Genomic DNA, 18,866 nt, shown 5'->3' on the forward strand with positions numbered 1-18,866 from the left:
GTTAGTATTCCTTACGGGAAAGCGTAAGCGCTCGTTTTTTATGCAAAAAAAACGTCCCATTTTCTTAAAATTGAAAATGGGACATTTTAATTATTATTTTGAATTTATTATTCAACTACAATTTTCTTTGCCGAAGCAGCATCTTGATTAATAAGATATAAATAGTAAACTCCTCTTGGCAATCCAGATAAATCGATTTGATTATTAAGATCTGACACATTTAAAGTAAACGATCTTACTAATTGACCAGCTGAATTATAAACCGTTACTTTTTCAACTGAAACATTTAGAATGTTAACTTCGCCTTTTGTAGGATTTGGATAAATTGAAGCTTTGTTAAAAACGGAATCTTCAAGGCCTAAAGATTTACATGTTGAAGAATAAGTTGCTGTTTGATCTTTGATTCCAGCCCAATTAGCATTCGAAAAGCCAACATCATCTACCTGAATACAGCTAAGTTTCAAATTGTTTAAGAAACTTGTATAGATAGGGGTTTCTGTTTTTTTACCGGTTTGAGTTGGTAGGATAAAGTTTTTATTATTACCGTTTTTAACGTTCAGCGACACTAAAGGATTGAACTCAACAAAAATAAGCTCTAATAGAGGATTGTGAGAAATATCTAAAGTTGTTAACTGATTATTGCTCACGTTCAATCTTTTCAATAATGGATTTCCGCTTAAATCCAATGTTGTCAATTTAGCATTATTGAAATATAGATTTTCTAGTTTAGAGTTTGATGTAACATCAAGCTGTGAAATATTGGTATAAATACAATTCAAATCTTTTAGGTTTGGCAAGTTTGATACGTTTAATGACGTTAGATTGTTTTGACCACAGTAAATCGTTTCTATTTCAGGATTTGCAGAAAAATCAATGCTAGTCAATAAATTTCGGTCAGCAATTACATAGTGAACTTTTTTATTTTGAGATAAATCAATTGATGAGATTTGATTTATACTGAACGCAAGATTGAATAATTCAGTATTTGCAGAAATATCTAAACTCGTCAGTTTATTATTGTTTAATGAAAGTTTTGTTAGCAACGTATTTTTGCTGACATCAATTGAGGTCAGATTGTTATTATCACAATCTAAATAAGTTAGAGCTGTAAAATTTTCTAAACCAGACAAATCAGTAATATTAGAATTTGACAAATCTAGATATGTAATCTTGCTAATATCGGCGGTAGCAATTTTTCCGTTAAGACCATCTTTATCGATTCCTAAATCAATCAATTTTTGTTCAAAACTGCTGTCTGGAAGCATTGTGTAAGATGTACAATCTACGTTGTAATTTGCTGTATTGTCTTTGAAACTTGTCCAGTTTTGGTTTGAATAAGTTTGATCATCAACCTGAATGCAGCTTAAATCTAAATTTTTAGTAAAGTTAGAATTGTTCGTAAAGTTTTTATTGTTCCCATTTTTCAGGTTAAGAGAAACTAATTTATTGCTACTACAATCAAGAGAAGTCAAACTTTTGTTTTGTGAAATATCCAGCGCTGATAATTGGTTTGCGCTACAATTAAGAGTTTGTAAATTTGTGAAACCTTTAATTCCTGTTAAGTCTTTAATAGTACTATTCAAGACATTTAAAGAAGTTACGTTTGAAATACTGCTGTTTAAAACAGTTCCGTTTTTACCATCTTTATCGATTCCTAAAGCAATTAATTTGTCTTCAAACACTGGATCAGGTATTGCCGTAATTTGAGCGCAATCTACAGTTGAGTAGGAGGCTGTAGCATCTTTAAAAGTAGACCATTTTTCATTAGAATAAATGGCATTGTCAACCACAATGCATGTTAGTAAAGGGTTTTTTGTGAAGTTAATGACATAAGGTTCCAATTGTATTGAGCCATTGTTTCCATTTTTTAAATTTACATTGGTCAACAACGGGTTATCTGAACAGCGAAAATTAGTAAGAGAAGTGTTTTTAGAAACATCTATTTTTGTTATTTGGTTTGCTTCACAGTTAAACAAGATTAATGATTTATTTTTTGAAACATCAACATCTGCTATTTGATTTGATGAACAAGTAAAATATTGCAAATTAAGATTCTTTGAAACATCTATGGCTTTTAAACTATTATTAGAAATGATTAAGTATTCAAGAGCGACATTTTTGGAAAGATCAATCGCTGTTAAATTATTATAGTTGGCAACAAGATGTTTTAATGCCAAATTTTTAGAAACATCTAAATGCGTCAATTTATTTGACATTACATTTAAAGAATCTAATGCCTTGAAATTTTCTATTCCAGTTAAGTCACTAATATTAGAATAATAAAGATCAAGTCCTTTAACTGGAGTAATATTTGATGTTAAAACTTTTCCATCTGTTGCGCCTGAATCTAAACCAAGAGAAATTAATTTTTGCTCAAAGTTAACATCAGGAATTAAGGTATATGTAGGTAAACAGTCCAATGAAAATGAAGCTGCAGCATCTTTATTAGATGTCCAATTTTTATTTGCATAAGCGACATCATCTACTAAAATACAAGTTAAACCTGGATTGTTTTTTAGATCTAAAGAGGAGTCTAAGATGGTGTTATTTCCATTTCTTAAATTTAATTCAACCAATTGATTATTTGATACATTTAAGGTCACTAATGCTGTGTTTTTTGAAAGATCAAGATTGGTTAACTGATTCCCAAAACCACTTACAAACGATAATTCAGTATTGTGGCTCAGATCAATTTCTTTTAAATTGTTATTCTCGAAGCCTAATCTTTGAAGATTTGTATTTTGACTTAAATCTACCGTTGAAATTTGGTTTTTAGAAAGTTCTAGAGTATGAAGTTTGGTATTTTTTGTTACATCTATACTTGTGAAAGCATTATCTAAAATCCCAATATTCTCTAACATTAAATTTTTACTAAAATCAGCTGTTGTCAGTTTATTGCGGTCGCAGAAAAAGTATTTTAGCGATGCAAAATCCTGTAGTCCTGTTAAGTCTGAAATATTGCTGTCGGCCACATCTAAGGAAACAATATAATTAATAGAAGAAGTTGCGACTTTTCCATTAAGGCCATCTGTGTCAATTCCTAAATTAATTAATTTTTGTTCAAAATTACTGTCCGGGATTAGAGTGAAAAAGTCAGGGCAATCTAAATCGTAATTCGCGGTTGTGTCTTTTGCGTCTGCCCAATTATTATTTGAGTAATCGACATCATCTACTTTAATACAAGTTAATGTCGGATTATTAGATAATTTCAGAGCTTGAGTTAGGAAGTTTTTGTTATTTCCGTTTTTTAAATTTAAATTTTGTAAAGACGGATTATTTGAACAATTCAAAATAGTTAAAGCATTATTTTGGCTAGCGTCTAACATTTTTAAGTCATTAGATCCGCAAAATAATTGAGTTAGGTTTTTTTGTTTTGAGATGTCTATTGTTTTTATCTGATTGCCACTAAAATCTAATAAATCCAAAATAAGATTGTCCTTTACATCTAATGTTGTTAATTGGTTATTTTCGGCAGTTAAAGCGAGTAAATTTACGTTTTTGTCAAGTGATAAATTAGTTAATTGGTTGTTACTACAATCTAAAATTTGTAACTTACTGTTATTACTTAAATCTAAAGACGCTAGGGAATTTTCAGAACATTTTAAGAATTCTAATTCTGAACAATGACTGATGTTTAAAGTTTTTAATTGACTAGATGAACAATGTAATCTTTTTAAAGCTATATTTTTATCTAAGTCTAAAGTTGTCAATTTATTGCCACCACAGCTTAATTCTATTAAAGCCGTATTCTTGCTTACATCTATAGTTGTTAGGTTATTTGAATCGCATCCTAAATATGTTAAAGAAGTAAAATATTCAATTCCCGTTAAATCTGAAATTGAACTTGAAGATATAATTAGACTAGTAACATCAGTAATTTTTTTAGTTAAAACTTTTCCGTCAGCAACACCAGAATCAATACCTAAAGCGATTAATTTTTTCTCAAAATTCACATCAGGTATTTGCGTAAACATTGAAGAACAGTTTGTATTATAAGTAGCCGTAGCATCTTTTAGATTCATCCAATTTGTGTTAGAATAAGCATCATTATCAACTTCAATACAATACAAATTAGGGTTATTTTTAAAATCTGAAAAAGTTAGATCCAAAATATCATTATGACCGTTTTTTAAATTTAAGTTTTGCAGCTGATTATTTTGGCAAGCCAATTCGTTTATTTTAGGATTTTTTGAAATATCAAGAGAAACTAATTTGTTATCTAAACAATCCAGTAAATTCAATTCAGGATTTGATGACACATCTAAAACAGATAATTTATTGCCATGACACATTAATTCCGCTAATAAGGTGTTTTTTGAAACATCCAGAACGGCAATTTGATTGTAATGACAAATTATAGAGGTTAAATGTGTGTTTTTTGATATATCTAAACTTGTGAGCTTATTATTGTCACAGCTTAAATTTGTTAAAGCAATATTGTTATCAATATTTAAGCTTGTTAATTTATTACTGCTAACAATTAAATTCTGTAATTGTGTATTTTGAGATACATCTAAACTTCCTAATTGATTCCTCGCCGCATTTAAGGTAGTTAGATTAATGTTTTTTGAAACATTTAAAACTGTGAGTGTATTTAATCGACAGTCAAGAGTTTGTAATAAAACGTTAGCACTAATATCTAAATTAGAAATTTTATTAGTACTGATATTTAAATCTTGTAATTGCGTATTTTGAGATAAATCTAAATTTGCTATTTGATTAGTAAATGCATTTAAATTTGTCAATTTACTATTTGCTGAAAGATTTAAACTTGTTAATAGGTTTCTCGAGCAATCAAGTGTCTCCAACAAAGTATTCGCACTTAGATCTAAACTAGTGAGTTTATTATTTCCAACATTTAAATTTTTCAGTTTTGTATTTTGAGATAAATTTATGTTGGTTAATTGACTGTTAGATACATATAAGCTGGATAAAGATGTGAATTTTTCTATCCCGGTTAAGTCTGATATAGGATAATCATAAAGGCTCAGAGTAGTTACTGAACTAATATTTGACGTTAAGACTTGTCCGTCAGGAGTTCCAGAATCAATTCCTTTAGCAATTAAAGTTTTTTCAAAATTGAGATCAGGAATTACAGTATAAGGAGTGGAAGGACATGAAGTTTCATTATAAATCGCCGAAACATCTTTTATACTTGACCAGTTTGTTGTTGAATAAGCAGCATTATCTACTTGTATACACGCTAAATTAGGATTATTGTTAAGCTTTGTTGAAGCAGCTTTTAGCTTTGTATTATTCCCGTTTTTTAGATTGAGTGTATAGAGGTTATTATCGTTACAAGTTAAATCAGTCAGAACTGTATTCTTGGAAAAATCTAAATTGCTGATTTTATTTTTTCCGCAATATACTGCGTCAAGCAAAGTGTTTTTAGAAACATCAAGATTCAGTAACTGATTTTGCTCACAATTTAAAGTCGTTAATGCAGTATTTTTGCTGATGTTAAGAGTTGTCAACGAATTTGAGTAACATTCAAGATAATATAAAAGCGTATTTTTAGAAAGATCTAAAGAAGTCAATTTGTTCTCACCACATTCTAATCCGCGTAACTGTAAATTTTTAGAAACATCTAAAGCCGTAATTTGATTGCTAAAACAGTACAACTGCTCTAAAATTGTATTCTGTGAAACATCTAAAGCGGTCAATAAATTACTTTGGCAATCCAATTCCTTTAATTTGCTATTTGCCGAAACATTTAAAACAGCTAGTTGATTGTTATATACCTGCAGCACCTCTAGCTGTGAGTTTTGGGAAACATTTATACTTGTCAATTTATTATAGGAAGCATTTAAAGATTTCAAAGCAGCAAAATCCTGAATTCCGGTTAAGTCAGTAATAGAACTTGACGCAATATTAAGCGATGAAACTTTTGAGATATCGAATGTTAGGACTTTTCCATTTTTTCCGTCTTTATCAATTCCAAGAGAAATCAATTTGTTCTCAAAATTAGGGTCTGGAATAGCAGTATAACCGTAACAATTAGTACTGAAAGATGCTGTAGCTTCTTTTAAGCTTAACCAGTAACGATCAGAATATGTTGGGTCGTCTACTTGAACACATTTGATAGCATAACTTCTTTTAATATCAAAAGCTGTAAAATTAGTATTGTTTCCGTTTTTTACATTTAAAGAAATCAAAGAACTGGCATCGCTAGCTTTGAAAGAAGTTAATTTTGGACAGTTAGAAATATCAATGCTTTTGATGCCTGTAGCGGAGCAGTCAAGACTAATCAAATTGATGTTTTTAGAAAGATCTAAAGCGGTTAATGAACTATTACTAGAACAGTATAAACTTTTTAATGCAGTATTGTTAGTTATATTTAAGCTTGTTATTTGGTTTAAAGTACAAGAAAAATCTGTCAATAATATATTTTTAGAAATATCAAGACTGGTAATCTTATTAAAAGTACAATAAAAAGTCTTTAATGCAGTATTGTTGGTAACATCTAAACTGGTCAATTGATTACTTTGAATATCCAACCAATCTAATTTAGTGTTATTTGAGAGATCAATTGTTGTTAATTTATTGTTGTAAAGAGTTAAAGTGGTCAAAGCCGTCAATTTTGTTATATCTAGTGTGGTAATGTAATTATCACGGCAGATAAGTTTTTCTAAACTGACAAAGTCTTGAATACCAGTTAAATCGGCAATTGAACTGTTTTGAACATCTAAAACCGTCAATTTAGAAATGTTAGAGGTAAGAACCTGTCCATCGACAACACCAGAATCAATTCCTAAAGCGATTAATTTTTTTTCAAAATTAATATCAGGAATCGCTGTATACTGTGCATAAATAGAAAAGTTAGCCAATAAAAGCAAGAAAAGTAGTTTTGTCTTCATAGAATAGATTTAGGTTTTTGGTCGGACAATAATAACTAATTTTAGCGGAGATTCCTTACGGAAAACCGTAACGATACTATTTGATCAAATTTTAAAAAAATTCAAAGAACAAAAAGGCTCTAGTTTTTATAAGAATATTTTTAAGTATTTGATTTAAAGAGCCTTTTGTTAGCTTTCCGTTTCCTTAAAGTAAATTTAAATAATCATAAGACAGTGTTAATGGTTAGCTTTTTGTAACAAAAAATCCTAATTTAGGCGCATCTTTTAACTTTGATATTAAATTAAGATTACATGAGTTACATTAAACCTATTAAATTATCTGCTTTTGCTTTAATGGTTTTAGCAGGTTGCGGAACAACTTTACAAGCGCAATCAGCTGCTTCTAAAGAGTTTATAAAAGCACCTTTGGCTGTTGTTAAAAAAGCACCGGTTACTGAAAATGAACTGAAAAGATGGAGTCATCTTGATTTAGTAAAAGATTCTATTCCGGGAATGAGTGTTGACAGAGCTTACGCCGAGTTATTGCAAGGCAAAACAGGTCAAAAAGTGATTGTAGGAATTGTAGATTCTGGAGTTGATATCGAGCACGAAGATTTACAAGGAAAGATTTGGATAAATCCTAAAGAAATTCCAGGAAACGGAATTGATGATGATAAAAACGGATTTATCGATGATGTTCATGGTTGGAATTTTCTTGGAAATGCCGTTCACGAAAATCTTGAACTGACGCGTATTGTAAAAAAGGGTGATGATGGTTCTGCGCAATATAAAGCTGCATTGGCACAATATAATGAGAAATATGAGGAAGCTTTAAAGAATAAACAACAAGTTGATTTCTTATTGGAGGTTCATAAAACGATTCAAAAAGAGCTTAATAAAAAAACATATAAAATTGAGGATTTAAGCACTTTAGCATCGACAGATCCAAAAGTAGCGCGATCTAAAATGGTTATGACTCAGATTTTTACAAATGCAGGCCCAACTTTTGATCCTGAGGCTGATTTTGAAGAATACAGAGAACAGGTTTATGACGAAATCGACTATAATTTAAACAAAGAATACGACGGAAGAAAAGTTGTTGGCGATAACCCAGATGATATCAAAAACAACCATTACGGAAATAATGTTGTTTTTGGCCCAGATAAAGAAAAAGCACTTCACGGAACTCACGTTGCTGGAATTATTGCGCAGGTTCGTGGCAATAATTTAGGCGGAGACGGTGTAGCAAATAATGTTGAAATCTTGACTGTAAGAGCAGTTCCTGATGGAGATGAATATGATAAAGATATTGCATTGGCAATTCGTTATGCGGTTGACAACGGAGCAAAAGTAATCAACGGAAGTTTTGGAAAAAGCTATTCTCCGCACAAAGACTGGGTTTATGATGCTTTGAGTTATGCAGCAAAAAAAGATGTTTTAATCGTGCACGCAGCAGGTAATGACGGCTATAATATTGATGAAACTAAAAATATCAATTACCCAAATGATTCGAAAGATAACGTAAGAGAGTTTACAAACAATGTTATTACAATTGGTGCGATCAATAAAGAATACGGCGAAAATGTAGTGGCAGGATTCTCGAATTTCGGAAAAATAAATGTCGATGTTTTTGCTCCGGGCGAAGAGATTTATGCAACAATTCCAAACAATAAATACAAATATTTGCAAGGAACTTCAATGGCAGCTCCAAATGCAGCAGGAGTAGCAGCATTGATTCGTTCGTATTATCCAAATCTTAAAGCAGTTCAGGTAAAACAAATTTTAATGGATTCTGGAGTGGCGCTTCCTTCAAAAGTAGTTTTGGGCGAAGGTGAAAATCCAGGTGAAAAACCAGCTGCAGTTTCTTCGACTGAATCTTCAAAAACGGCGAAAATGGTAAATGCATATAATGCTTTGCTAATGGCTGAAAAAATGTCAAAAAAATAATCAAGTAAAATATACTAATCCGGTGGAAGGGTGGCAGCCCTTCCATTTTATTAAAATAACCATGCGAAAAATAATACTATTATCCTTTCTGAGTTTGGGTTTAAACTCTGCCTTTGCACAAAGTGCTCCTTACTGGCAACAACACGTAGATTACAAAATGGAAGTATCGATGGATGTAAAAAGCTATCAATATAAAGGAAAACAAGAATTAGTTTATACTAATAATTCTCCTGATACTCTACGAAAAGTTTTCTATCATTTGTATCCAAATGCATTTCAACCAGGAAGCGAAATGGACGCTCGTCTGCATTCTATAAAAGACCCAGATGCAAGAATGGTGAATAAAGTTAAAGATGCTGAAGGAAAAGAAATCAAACAAAGCCGAATTGAGACTTTAAAGCCGAATGAAATTGGTTTCTTAAAGGTTAGCAATTTTAAGCAAGATGGTGTTGCCGCTCAAACAAGATTGTCTTCAACGATTTTGGAGGTAACTTTGGCTAAGCCAATTTTGCCAGGTTCAAAAACTACTTTTACGTTAGATTTTGATGGTCAGGTTCCGGTTCAAATTCGTCGTTCTGGACGAAATAATAAAGAAGGTGTTGAACTTTCAATGTCACAATGGTATCCAAAATTAGCCGAATTCGATTTTGAAGGATGGCACGCAGATCCTTATGTAGCAAGAGAATTTCACGGTGTTTGGGGAGATTTTGATGTAAAAATTACAATTGATAAAGAGTATACAATTGGAGGTTCAGGATATTTACAAGATAAAAATTCAATTGGACACGGTTACGAAGATGCTGGCGTAACGGTTGTTTATCCGAAAAAAGCAAAAACTTTGACTTGGCATTTTATCGCACCAAATGTTCACGATTTTACATGGGCTGCTGATAAAGCATATACACACGATATTGTAAAAGGACCAAACGATGTTGATTTGCATTTCTTCTACAAAAATGATGAAAAAACAACTGGAAACTGGAAACAGTTAGAGCCTTTAATGGTAAAAGTTATGGATTATTACAACCACAGAGTTGGGCAATATCCGTACAAACAATATTCATTTATTCAAGGTGGAGACGGCGGAATGGAGTACGCAATGTGTACATTAATGTTAGGAAGCGGAACTCTTGAAGGAATTCTTGGAACTGCAACACACGAATTAGGTCACTCTTGGTTCCAGCATATTTTGGCTTCAAACGAGTCAAAACATCCTTGGATGGATGAAGGTTTTACAACTTACATCGAAGACAGTGCTTTGAACGAATTAAAAGGAGACAAAAAAGAAGTAAATCCGTTTAAAGGAAATTATGCTGCTTATTACAGTTTAGTAAATTCAGGAAAAGAACAACCGCAAACGACGCACGGTGATCGTTATGATGAAAATCGTCCGTACAGTATTTCATCTTATGTAAAAGGAAGTATTTTTCTTTCTCAGTTAGAATATGTAATTGGAAAAGAAAATGTTGACGCAACTTTAAAAAGATATTTCAACGATTTTAAATTCAAGCATCCAACTCCAAATGATATCAAAAGATCAGCAGAAAGAGTTTCTGGTGCTGAACTAGATTGGTATTTGGTTGATTGGGCACAAACAGCAAATACAATTGATTACGGAATTAAAGATGTTGCTGATAATGCAGGAAAAACAACTGTTACTTTAGAAAGAATTGGAAGAATGCCAATGCCAATCGATCTGAAAGTAGATTATACTGACGGAACTTCTGAAACATTCTACATTCCTTTAAGAATGATGAATTTTATCAAACCAAACCCAAATTCAAACGAGAAAAGAACAGTTCTAGAAGATTGGGCTTGGGCACAGTCAAACTACAGTTTTTCAATTGACAAGAACAAAACTGCAATCAAAAAAATCACAATCGATCCAAGTGGATTAATGGCTGATATTAAAGCTGCAAATAATGTTTTTGAAGTGAAATAATTTCAAAAGAGAATAAAAAGAAAGTCCCGTTTAAATTAATAAACGGGACTTTTTTATTTTAGAATAATTGAAGCTTAACTCAAGTGTTCAATCATATCTTTTGTCATTGTTTCCAAATCAAAAGTATGTTTCCAGTTCCAGTCTTCTCTGGCAGAACTGTCGTCAATACTTGCTGGCCAGCTGTCTGCAATTTTCTGACGGAAATCTGGATTATAAGTAATTTCAAATTCCGGAATATGTTTTTTGATTTCGGCTGCAATTTCAGTTGGTGTAAAACTCATTGCCGCTAAATTGTATGACGAATGAATTTTGATTTCTTCAGCCGGTGCTTTCATGATGTTGATAGTTGCATCAATCGCGTCATCCATATACATCATCGGCATTTTGGTTTCAGATGATAAAAAGCATTCGTATTTTTTATCGGCGATTGCTTTGTAAAAAATATCAACAGCATAATCTGTCGTTCCGCCGCCCGGAGGCGTAGACCAACTGATCAAGCCAGGATAACGAATACTGCGAACATCAACGCCATAAATATTATGATAATATTCGCACCATCTTTCTCCAGCTTGTTTACTAATTCCGTAAACCGTAGAAGGTTCCATTACTGTATATTGGGGGGTATTTTCTTTTGGAGTTGTTGGGCCAAAAACAGCGATACTTGAAGGCCAGAAAATCTTTTTAATTTTTTTTGCTTTCGCTAAATTCAAAACATGAAAAAGAGAATTCATATTCAAATCCCATGCAAAAGCTGGATTTTTTTCTGCCGTTGCCGATAAAAGCGCAGCCATCAAATAAACATCTGTAATTTGATGCAATTCAACCAAATGCTCAATTTGGTTAAAATCTAAAGCATTGACGACTTCAAAAGGGCCCGAATTAACAACGTCAGTATTTAATTTTCGAATATCAGAAGCAATTACATTTTCTGTTCCGTATAACTTACGCAATTTCTGGGTTAATTCTGTCCCAATTTGACCGCAAGCACCAATGATCAAAATTTTTGGATTCATTTTCTAGTTTTTTAGAGATACAAATATAACGTTTTCGCAATTACGTATGTTTTTTAGAATCATAAATTATAAATTCAATAATGAAAAAGTTTTTTTGTTGGATAATTCTCTTTTTCAAGGGTGTGTCTTTGTGTCTGCAAGAGTGTGCCCATGTGCCTTTGAAAAATTGTTTCTAAAAATCATTCTTATTGATGATAAGTGCAAAAAAAAGTATCTTAATTTGTGATTCTCAGCGCTAATAGAATTATAGAATCTTTGGCAAAAAACAGCCTTCGTAATTGTAAATTTACTTTGTAACTTTGTAGCTTAATGTTTTATCAGATGAAATTTAAAATATCTCTTTTTTTACTTTTGGTTTTTGTGTTGCAATCTTGTCAGGATGAAAATGCAAAACGACTTGCAGAACAACAAAAAGTAGCCAAAAAGAATGAGAAAATCTTCAATAATATAAATAAAGCGTGGACTTTTATCGATGAGCCAATTAATGAAGCTGCAGAGAAAAATGCGAGCACATGGAATGAATGGCGCGAATTTTTAAAAGAAATTGGAGAAAAACCGCGAAGAACAATCGGAGCATTTCAAAAAAAGTCAAAAGCGATTTCAAAAAAAGCGTTGGCCTTAAACAATAATATTCCGGCCGAACTGAATCAGCCTGCAATAAAAAGTCGAATTTCAATTTTGATTACCAAAGTCAAAATGATGGAATTGTTTATCAATTTGAGTAGCGTTCCAGATGATAAAGTAACTTTTTTAATTGGTGAAATCAACAAAGAAATTATTTCATTAGAAAGACAAATGGATAAAATTGTTGAGAAAGCCAAAATCCCGAAAGAGCAAGGAGAAGAAGATTTCTTAAGAATGCTAGATACAACAAGAGCAATTCCGAATGCTAAAGTAGATCCAAATTTATCAATAAATTGAGTAAAAACGCCTTATATACTACCTACGACAATTTGCCAAAAGCGGAGCAGATTGCATCAAGTCTGCTAGAAGGGAATCAGATAAAAATGAACCTTAGCGGATTGCTAGGATCTTCGGTTTCTTTTATAATTCGTTCTGTTTTTAAGAAAACCGAATTGCCTTTTTTGGTTGTTTTAGACAATAAAGAAGAAGCAGCGTATTATTTGAACGATTTGGAGCAAATGATTGGCGAGCAGGATGTTTTGTTTTATCCCGCTTCATTTCGTCGTCCGTATCAAATTGATGAAACTGACAATGCCAACGTTTTGCTTCGCGCTGAGGTTTTAAACCGAATCAATTCCCGAAAAAAACCAGCAGTAATTGTTACGTATCCAGAAGCACTTTTTGAAAAAGTAGTAACGCGAAGAGAACTTGATAAAAACACTTTAAAAGTAGCTTTAAACGATAAAATTTCGATTGATTTTATTAACGAAGTTTTGTTTGAATACGAATTTAAAAGAGTTGATTTTATTACAGAACCCGGAGAATTTTCAGTTCGCGGGGGGATTGTCGATGTATTCTCTTTTTCAAATGATCATCCGTACCGAATTGAGTTTTTCGGAAATGAAGTAGACAGCATCCGAACTTTTGATGTTGAAACACAATTATCAGTTCAGACTCATAAAAAAATCACGATTATTCCGAATGTCGAAAACAAGCTTTTTCAGGAAAATCGGGAGAGTTTTTTAGATTATATTGCCGAAAGAACTGTTCTTTTTATTCAAAATACCGAAGGACTTTTTAGTCAGCTGGACAAACAATTCGCAAGAGCAGAAGAAGCTTTTGAGAAATTGTCGAAAGAAATAAAACATGCTACACCAGATCAATTGTTTTTAAATCAGGCGTCATTTATAAAAAGATCTTTGGATTTTTCAGTTGTAGAACTGGCTTCAAGACCGGTTTATAAAACCACAAAAAAGTTTGAATTTCACATTCAGCCTCAACCGTCATTCAATAAACAATTTGATTTATTGTTGAATAATCTGAGCGAAAATCATTTTAACGGATATGTGAATTATCTGTTTTGTTCGAATGACACTCAGGCAAAACGTTTTCATGATATTTTTGAATCTTTGGATGAAGCTAATTCCGAGAATATCCGCAAACAATATCATACAATTGTATTGCCTTTATACCAAGGATTTATTGATGAAGAAAATCAGATTACGGCTTATACCGATCATCAGATTTTTGAGCGTTATCATAAATTCAATATCAAAAACGGATATTCTAAAAAACAGAATATTACTTTAAAAGAATTAACGGCGCTTTCTGTAGGCGATTACGTAACGCATATCGATCACGGAATTGGGAAATTTGGTGGTTTACAGAAAATTCAGGTTGAAGGAAAAACGCAGGAAGCTATAAAATTGGTTTATGCCGATAATGATATTGTGTATGTGAGCATTCACTCGCTTCATAAAATTTCAAAATACAACGGAAAAGACGGAACGCCTCCGAAAATATATAAACTTGGTTCGAACGCCTGGAAAGTTTTAAAACAGAAAACCAAAGCGCGCGTTAAACATATTGCCTTCAATTTGATTCAGTTGTATGCAAAACGTCGTTTAGAAAAAGGTTTCCAATTTGCGCCTGATAGTTATTTGCAAAACGAATTAGAAAGTTCGTTTATTTACGAAGATACTCCAGATCAAACCAAATCAACAGCAGAAGTAAAAGCCGATATGGAAAGCGATCGCCCAATGGATCGTTTAGTTTGTGGTGACGTTGGTTTCGGAAAAACGGAAGTTGCAATTCGTGCGGCTTTTAAAGCGGTTGATAATAGTAAACAAGTGGCAGTTTTAGTTCCAACGACTATTTTGGCTTATCAGCATTACAGAACTTTTTCAGAACGTTTGAAAGATATGCCGGTGACAATTGGTTATTTAAACCGATTCAGAACCGCAAAACAAAAAACACAAACTTTAAAAGATTTAGCCGAAGGAAAACTTGATATTGTTATTGGAACACATCAATTGGTAAACAAAAATGTAGTTTTTAAAGACTTAGGTTTATTGATTGTTGACGAGGAACAAAAGTTTGGAGTAAACGTAAAAGATAAATTAAAAACGATTGCAGCGAATGTTGATACGTTGACATTGACGGCAACGCCAATTCCTAGAACGCTTCAGTTTTCATTAATGGCGGCGCGCGATTTATCTGTAATTACAACGCCTCCGCCAAACCGTTATCCGATTGAAACGAATGTTGTTGGTTTTAATGAAGAAATAATTCGTGATGCAATTTCGTATGAAATTCAAAGAAACGGACAGGTTTTCTTCATCAACAATAGAATTGAAAATATAAAAGAAGTCGCAGGAATGATTCAGCGATTGGTTCCAAATGCCAGAGTCGGAATCGGTCACGGACAAATGGACGGTGCGAAACTCGAAGAATTGATGTTAGGTTTCATGAACGGAGATTTTGATGTTTTGGTAGCCACCACAATTATCGAAAGCGGATTGGACGTTCCAAATGCGAACACAATTTTCATCAATAATGCCAATAATTTTGGATTGTCAGATTTGCACCAAATGCGCGGTCGAGTAGGACGAAGCAACAAAAAAGCATTCTGTTATTTCATTTGCCCCCCGTATTCCTCAATGACAGAAGATGCAAGAAAACGTATTCAGGCATTGGAACAATTCAGCGAATTGGGAAGCGGTTTCAACATTGCGATGAAAGATTTGGAGATTCGTGGAGCTGGAGATTTATTAGGTGGAGAACAAAGCGGTTTTATTAATGAAATTGGTTTTGATACGTACCAGAAAATCATGAACGAAGCGATCGAAGAATTGAAGGAAAACGAATTCAAAGATTTATATCCGGAAGAAAATGATATCGATACCAAAGAATACGTAAAAGAAATTCAAATCGATGCTGATTTTGAGCTTTTATTCCCAGATGAATATATCAATAATGTTTCGGAACGTTTGGTTTTATACAACGAATTAGGTGCTATAAAAGACGAAGCGGGTTTACAGGAATTCGAGAAAAAACTAATCGACCGTTTCGGACCATTGCCAAAACAAGCAGTTTCGTTATTAAACAGCATCAGAATAAAATGGATTGCTACTAAAGTCGGAATCGAAAAATTAGTTCTGAAACAAGGCAAAATGATTGGTTATTTCGTTTCAGACCAACAATCTGATTATTATCAATCAGTAAAATTTAGAAATGTCTTGAATTTTGTTCAGAAGCATAGTAATCTTTGCAAAATGAAAGAAAAACAAACCGTAAACGGATTACGTTTATTGTTGACTTTTGAAAATGTGAAGTCGATAAAACGTGCTTTGGAGTTGATGGAGTTGTTTGAGGAATAAAAAATAAATGTTGCCACGAATTTCACGAATTTCCACAAATTTAATTCGTGTTAATTCGTGAAATTCGTGGAAAAAAATAAAATAAAAAATGGCGCACGAAAATTTCGTGCGCCATTTTTAATTATTATAATTAATCAAAGTTTTACAACTTTTTCAATCCTTTTAACTCAGAAGGATTTCCTTCTTTAATACTAATAGCAACACCACCGCCTGGAGCTAAATACTGCTTCAATTTGCTTTTTGAGTTTACGATAACTTTAGTAACCGTATATTTCTGTGGATTTTCTTTCCAATTTGCCTCTTTCGCATCAGCATAAATAGTGGCGATGTAGCTTTTTCCAGCGGGTAAATAATCAAAAGAAAGATTTGCTGTTCTGGCATTTTCATCTGTTATTCCGCCAATAAACCATTCGTTTTTACCTTTTGCTTTACGAGCAATTGTAATGTAATCTCCAGGTTCTGCTTCGAGAATATAACTGTTATCCCAATCTACAGCAACATCTTTTATGAACTGAAATGCATCTGGAAAACGCTCGTAATTTCCTGGAATATCAGCAGCCATTTGTAACGGACTGTACATGGTTACATAATAAGCCAATTGTTTTACCAAAGTTGTGTTTACGCGTTGTGTACTTCCGGTTCCATAATATGAAAGATCAGTTTGGAAAATTCCCGGTGTAAAGTCCATTGGGCCTCCCATTAATCTTGTAAAAGGCAAAATTGTGGTATGATCGGGAGTTAATCCGCCCATCGATTCAAACTCCGTCCCCCGCGCAGATTCCTGAGCAATCCAGTTTGGAAAAGTTCGGTTTAATCCCGTCGGACGAACGGCTTCGTGGCTGTCAATCATGATTTTATAATCGGCGGCACGTTTGGCAACATTTATATAATGATTGACCATCCATTGTCCGTCATGGTGTTCGCCACGCGGAATGATTTTTCCAACATAACCTGTTTTCACCGCATCATATCCGTTATCATTCATATACTGAAAAGCGCGGTCTAAACGTCTTTCATAATTCGTTGCTGATCCCGAAGTTTCGTGATGCATGATAATTTTTACTCCTTTTGAAGCGGCATATTCATGAACCGCTTTTACATCAAAATCCGGATAAGGAGTTACGTAATCAAAAACCTCTTCTTTCCAGTTTCCAATCCAGTCTTCCCAACCGATGTTCCATCCTTCAATCAAAATTGCATCAAAACCATTTTTTGAAGCAAAATCAATGTATTCTTTGGCACGTTCTGTCGTTGCTCCGTGTTTTCCATTCGGCGTAAGCTTGGTAAAATCATCAGTTAATTTTACATTATTTTCTTTTCCAAAAGCCCAAGTGCTTCTTCCGGCAACAAAATATTCCCACCAAATACCGATAAATTTTACCGGTTTAATCCATGAAACATCTTTGTAACTTGTAGGTTCGTTAAGATTCAGAATTAATTTTGAAGCTAAAATATCTGTTGCTTTATCACTTACCACAATAGTTCTCCAAGGCGATTGTGCATCAGTTTGCATATAACCTTTTGCTCCAAGTGCATCTGGCGCCAAATGACTCATCATTTTGTTGGTTTTGGCATCAACTTCAAGATACATTGCGGGATAATTTATTAATCCAGCTTCGTGAATGTTGATGTACAAACCGTCATCAGATTTCATCATTGATGGCGTTTGAACAGATAATTCTTTTATCGGATATTGCGCATTAATCTCGATTGTCGCTTTTTTCATTAAGGACGGAATTTCTGAAATCTTCGAAGTGGTGTACGCATATTCATTGGTATCATAATCTCCCGGAATCCAGAAAATTTTATGATTTCCAGCCAATTGAAATTCGGTGCGCTCTTCTTTGATTACAAAATAACTTAGATGATTTTGCTTCGGAAATTCATATCTAAAACCTAATCCATCGTTGAATAAACGGAAACGAATTCGGATAAATCGGTTGTTGTTTTTCGCTTGCTCTAAAGTCACAACCAATTCGTTATAATGATTGCGAATCGTTTTTTCTTCTCCCAAAACTGGGTCCCAGCTTTCATCAAACGAAGTTTGTGCTGAATTGGTAATTGTAAAACCGTCCATAAAAGAAGCTCCATTTTGAATTTCTAATCCTAATGAACTTGGTTTGATAACAGGTTTTTGTTTATAAGATAATTGATAAGAAGGAACACCGCCTTCTTTTAATTCAAATTTTAAAGAAAGGTTTTTGTCTGGCGAAGTTATCTCTTGTGCTCGAAGCCAAAACGTACTTGCGAATACAAAAAATAAAAGAGCAGTTTTTTTGCCTAAACGAATTTGAAGCAGGATTTTTTTGGATTGAAAATTCATGTTATTTGGTTTTGTGCAAATCTAGTTCTATTAAAGGCTTTTTATTGTTTTTTGAGTATTAAATATTGATAATCGGCTAAATTTATTTCGGCATCAATTGTTACCTGACTTTCTCTTAAAGCATCAACCCAACTAATATTTGCCAATGAGGTTGAAGTGGTATACTTTGATTTTTTTTCATAATTTTGTTAATTGATTGTAGTTAATTCGTTATATCCAATCACTTAGTTAATCGTAAATTGTTTGCAACTCTTTCCGATTTTTTTATTTCCGTAATGTTAGTTTCTCAAAGTTTTTAATTGGTTTTAGTGGTTTCAAAATAGTATTTTTTGTAACATCAAATTCTTCATTTGAGTTGTACATTCCGACAGAACCTTCAACAAAAACAACATCGTTTAAAGCATCTTCCGAATATCCTGAATTTTTATTTCTGATATTCTTATTTGCGGTACGATTAAGTGCTAATTTTTCAAATGGTCTGAATAAAAAAGTCCTTTCATCTTTTAATTAAAAAAGACAAAA

General features: G+C 32.9%; 7 protein-coding genes. 4 read left to right on the top strand and 3 right to left on the bottom strand.

Annotated elements, in window-relative coordinates:
* Window positions 1–107: 107 nt before the first annotated feature.
* On the bottom strand, window positions 108–6,857 hold the full coding sequence (locus tag ACWA1B_RS03335) for a leucine-rich repeat domain-containing protein (protein ID WP_456904455.1): 6,750 nt from the start codon (window positions 6,855–6,857) through the stop codon (window positions 108–110).
* A gap of 291 nt (window positions 6,858–7,148) precedes the next feature.
* On the opposite strand from ACWA1B_RS03335, the gene ACWA1B_RS03340 reads away from it, so the two are divergent.
* Both ACWA1B_RS03340 and ACWA1B_RS03345 read left to right on the top strand, forming a co-directional pair.
* Window positions 7,149–8,783 (top strand): S8 family peptidase, encoded by a 1,635-nt coding sequence (locus tag ACWA1B_RS03340; RefSeq protein ID WP_456904456.1) that lies wholly within the window; start codon window positions 7,149–7,151, stop codon window positions 8,781–8,783.
* A gap of 61 nt (window positions 8,784–8,844) precedes the next feature.
* Complete coding sequence (locus ACWA1B_RS03345) at window positions 8,845–10,725, top strand: M1 family metallopeptidase (protein WP_456904457.1); 1,881 nt, start codon at window positions 8,845–8,847, stop codon at window positions 10,723–10,725.
* A 74-nt stretch (window positions 10,726–10,799) separates the two neighbouring features.
* On the opposite strand, the gene ACWA1B_RS03350 is transcribed toward ACWA1B_RS03345, so the two are convergent.
* Complete coding sequence (locus ACWA1B_RS03350) at window positions 10,800–11,738, bottom strand: L-threonine 3-dehydrogenase (protein ID WP_456904458.1); 939 nt, start codon at window positions 11,736–11,738, stop codon at window positions 10,800–10,802.
* Between the two features lie 321 nt (window positions 11,739–12,059).
* On the opposite strand from ACWA1B_RS03350, the gene ACWA1B_RS03355 reads away from it, so the two are divergent.
* Together ACWA1B_RS03355 and mfd are read left to right on the top strand one after the other, a co-directional pair.
* Window positions 12,060–12,659: a hypothetical protein gene (locus ACWA1B_RS03355; RefSeq protein WP_456904459.1), complete on the top strand. Its 600-nt coding sequence runs from the start codon at window positions 12,060–12,062 to the stop codon at window positions 12,657–12,659.
* Window positions 12,656–16,021 (top strand): transcription-repair coupling factor, encoded by a 3,366-nt coding sequence (gene mfd, locus ACWA1B_RS03360; protein WP_456904460.1) that lies wholly within the window; start codon window positions 12,656–12,658, stop codon window positions 16,019–16,021. Before ACWA1B_RS03355 ends, mfd begins: the two co-directional genes overlap by 4 nt.
* Before the next feature lie 142 nt (window positions 16,022–16,163).
* On the opposite strand, the gene ACWA1B_RS03365 is transcribed toward mfd, so the two are convergent.
* Window positions 16,164–18,344, bottom strand: a complete 2,181-nt coding sequence (locus tag ACWA1B_RS03365) for a glycoside hydrolase family 97 protein (RefSeq protein ID WP_456904461.1) — start codon at window positions 18,342–18,344, stop codon at window positions 16,164–16,166.
* Window positions 18,345–18,866 lie beyond the last annotated feature (522 nt).

The sequence above is a fragment of the Flavobacterium xizangense genome (assembly GCF_054075145.1).

What these genes read in the sequence shown, in the direction of transcription:
- ACWA1B_RS03340 (WP_456904456.1), top strand. Translation starts at nt 7,149, where the DNA reads ATGAGTTACATTAAACCTATTAAATTATCTGCTTTTGCTTTAATGGTT.
- ACWA1B_RS03355 (WP_456904459.1), top strand. Translation starts at nt 12,060, where the DNA reads ATGAAATTTAAAATATCTCTTTTTTTACTTTTGGTTTTTGTGTTGCAA.
- ACWA1B_RS03335 (WP_456904455.1), bottom strand. Translation starts at nt 6,857, where the DNA reads ATGAAGACAAAACTACTTTTCTTGCTTTTATTGGCTAACTTTTCTATT.
- ACWA1B_RS03365 (WP_456904461.1), bottom strand. Translation starts at nt 18,344, where the DNA reads ATGAATTTTCAATCCAAAAAAATCCTGCTTCAAATTCGTTTAGGCAAA.
- ACWA1B_RS03350 (WP_456904458.1), bottom strand. Translation starts at nt 11,738, where the DNA reads ATGAATCCAAAAATTTTGATCATTGGTGCTTGCGGTCAAATTGGGACA.
- ACWA1B_RS03345 (WP_456904457.1), top strand. Translation starts at nt 8,845, where the DNA reads ATGCGAAAAATAATACTATTATCCTTTCTGAGTTTGGGTTTAAACTCT.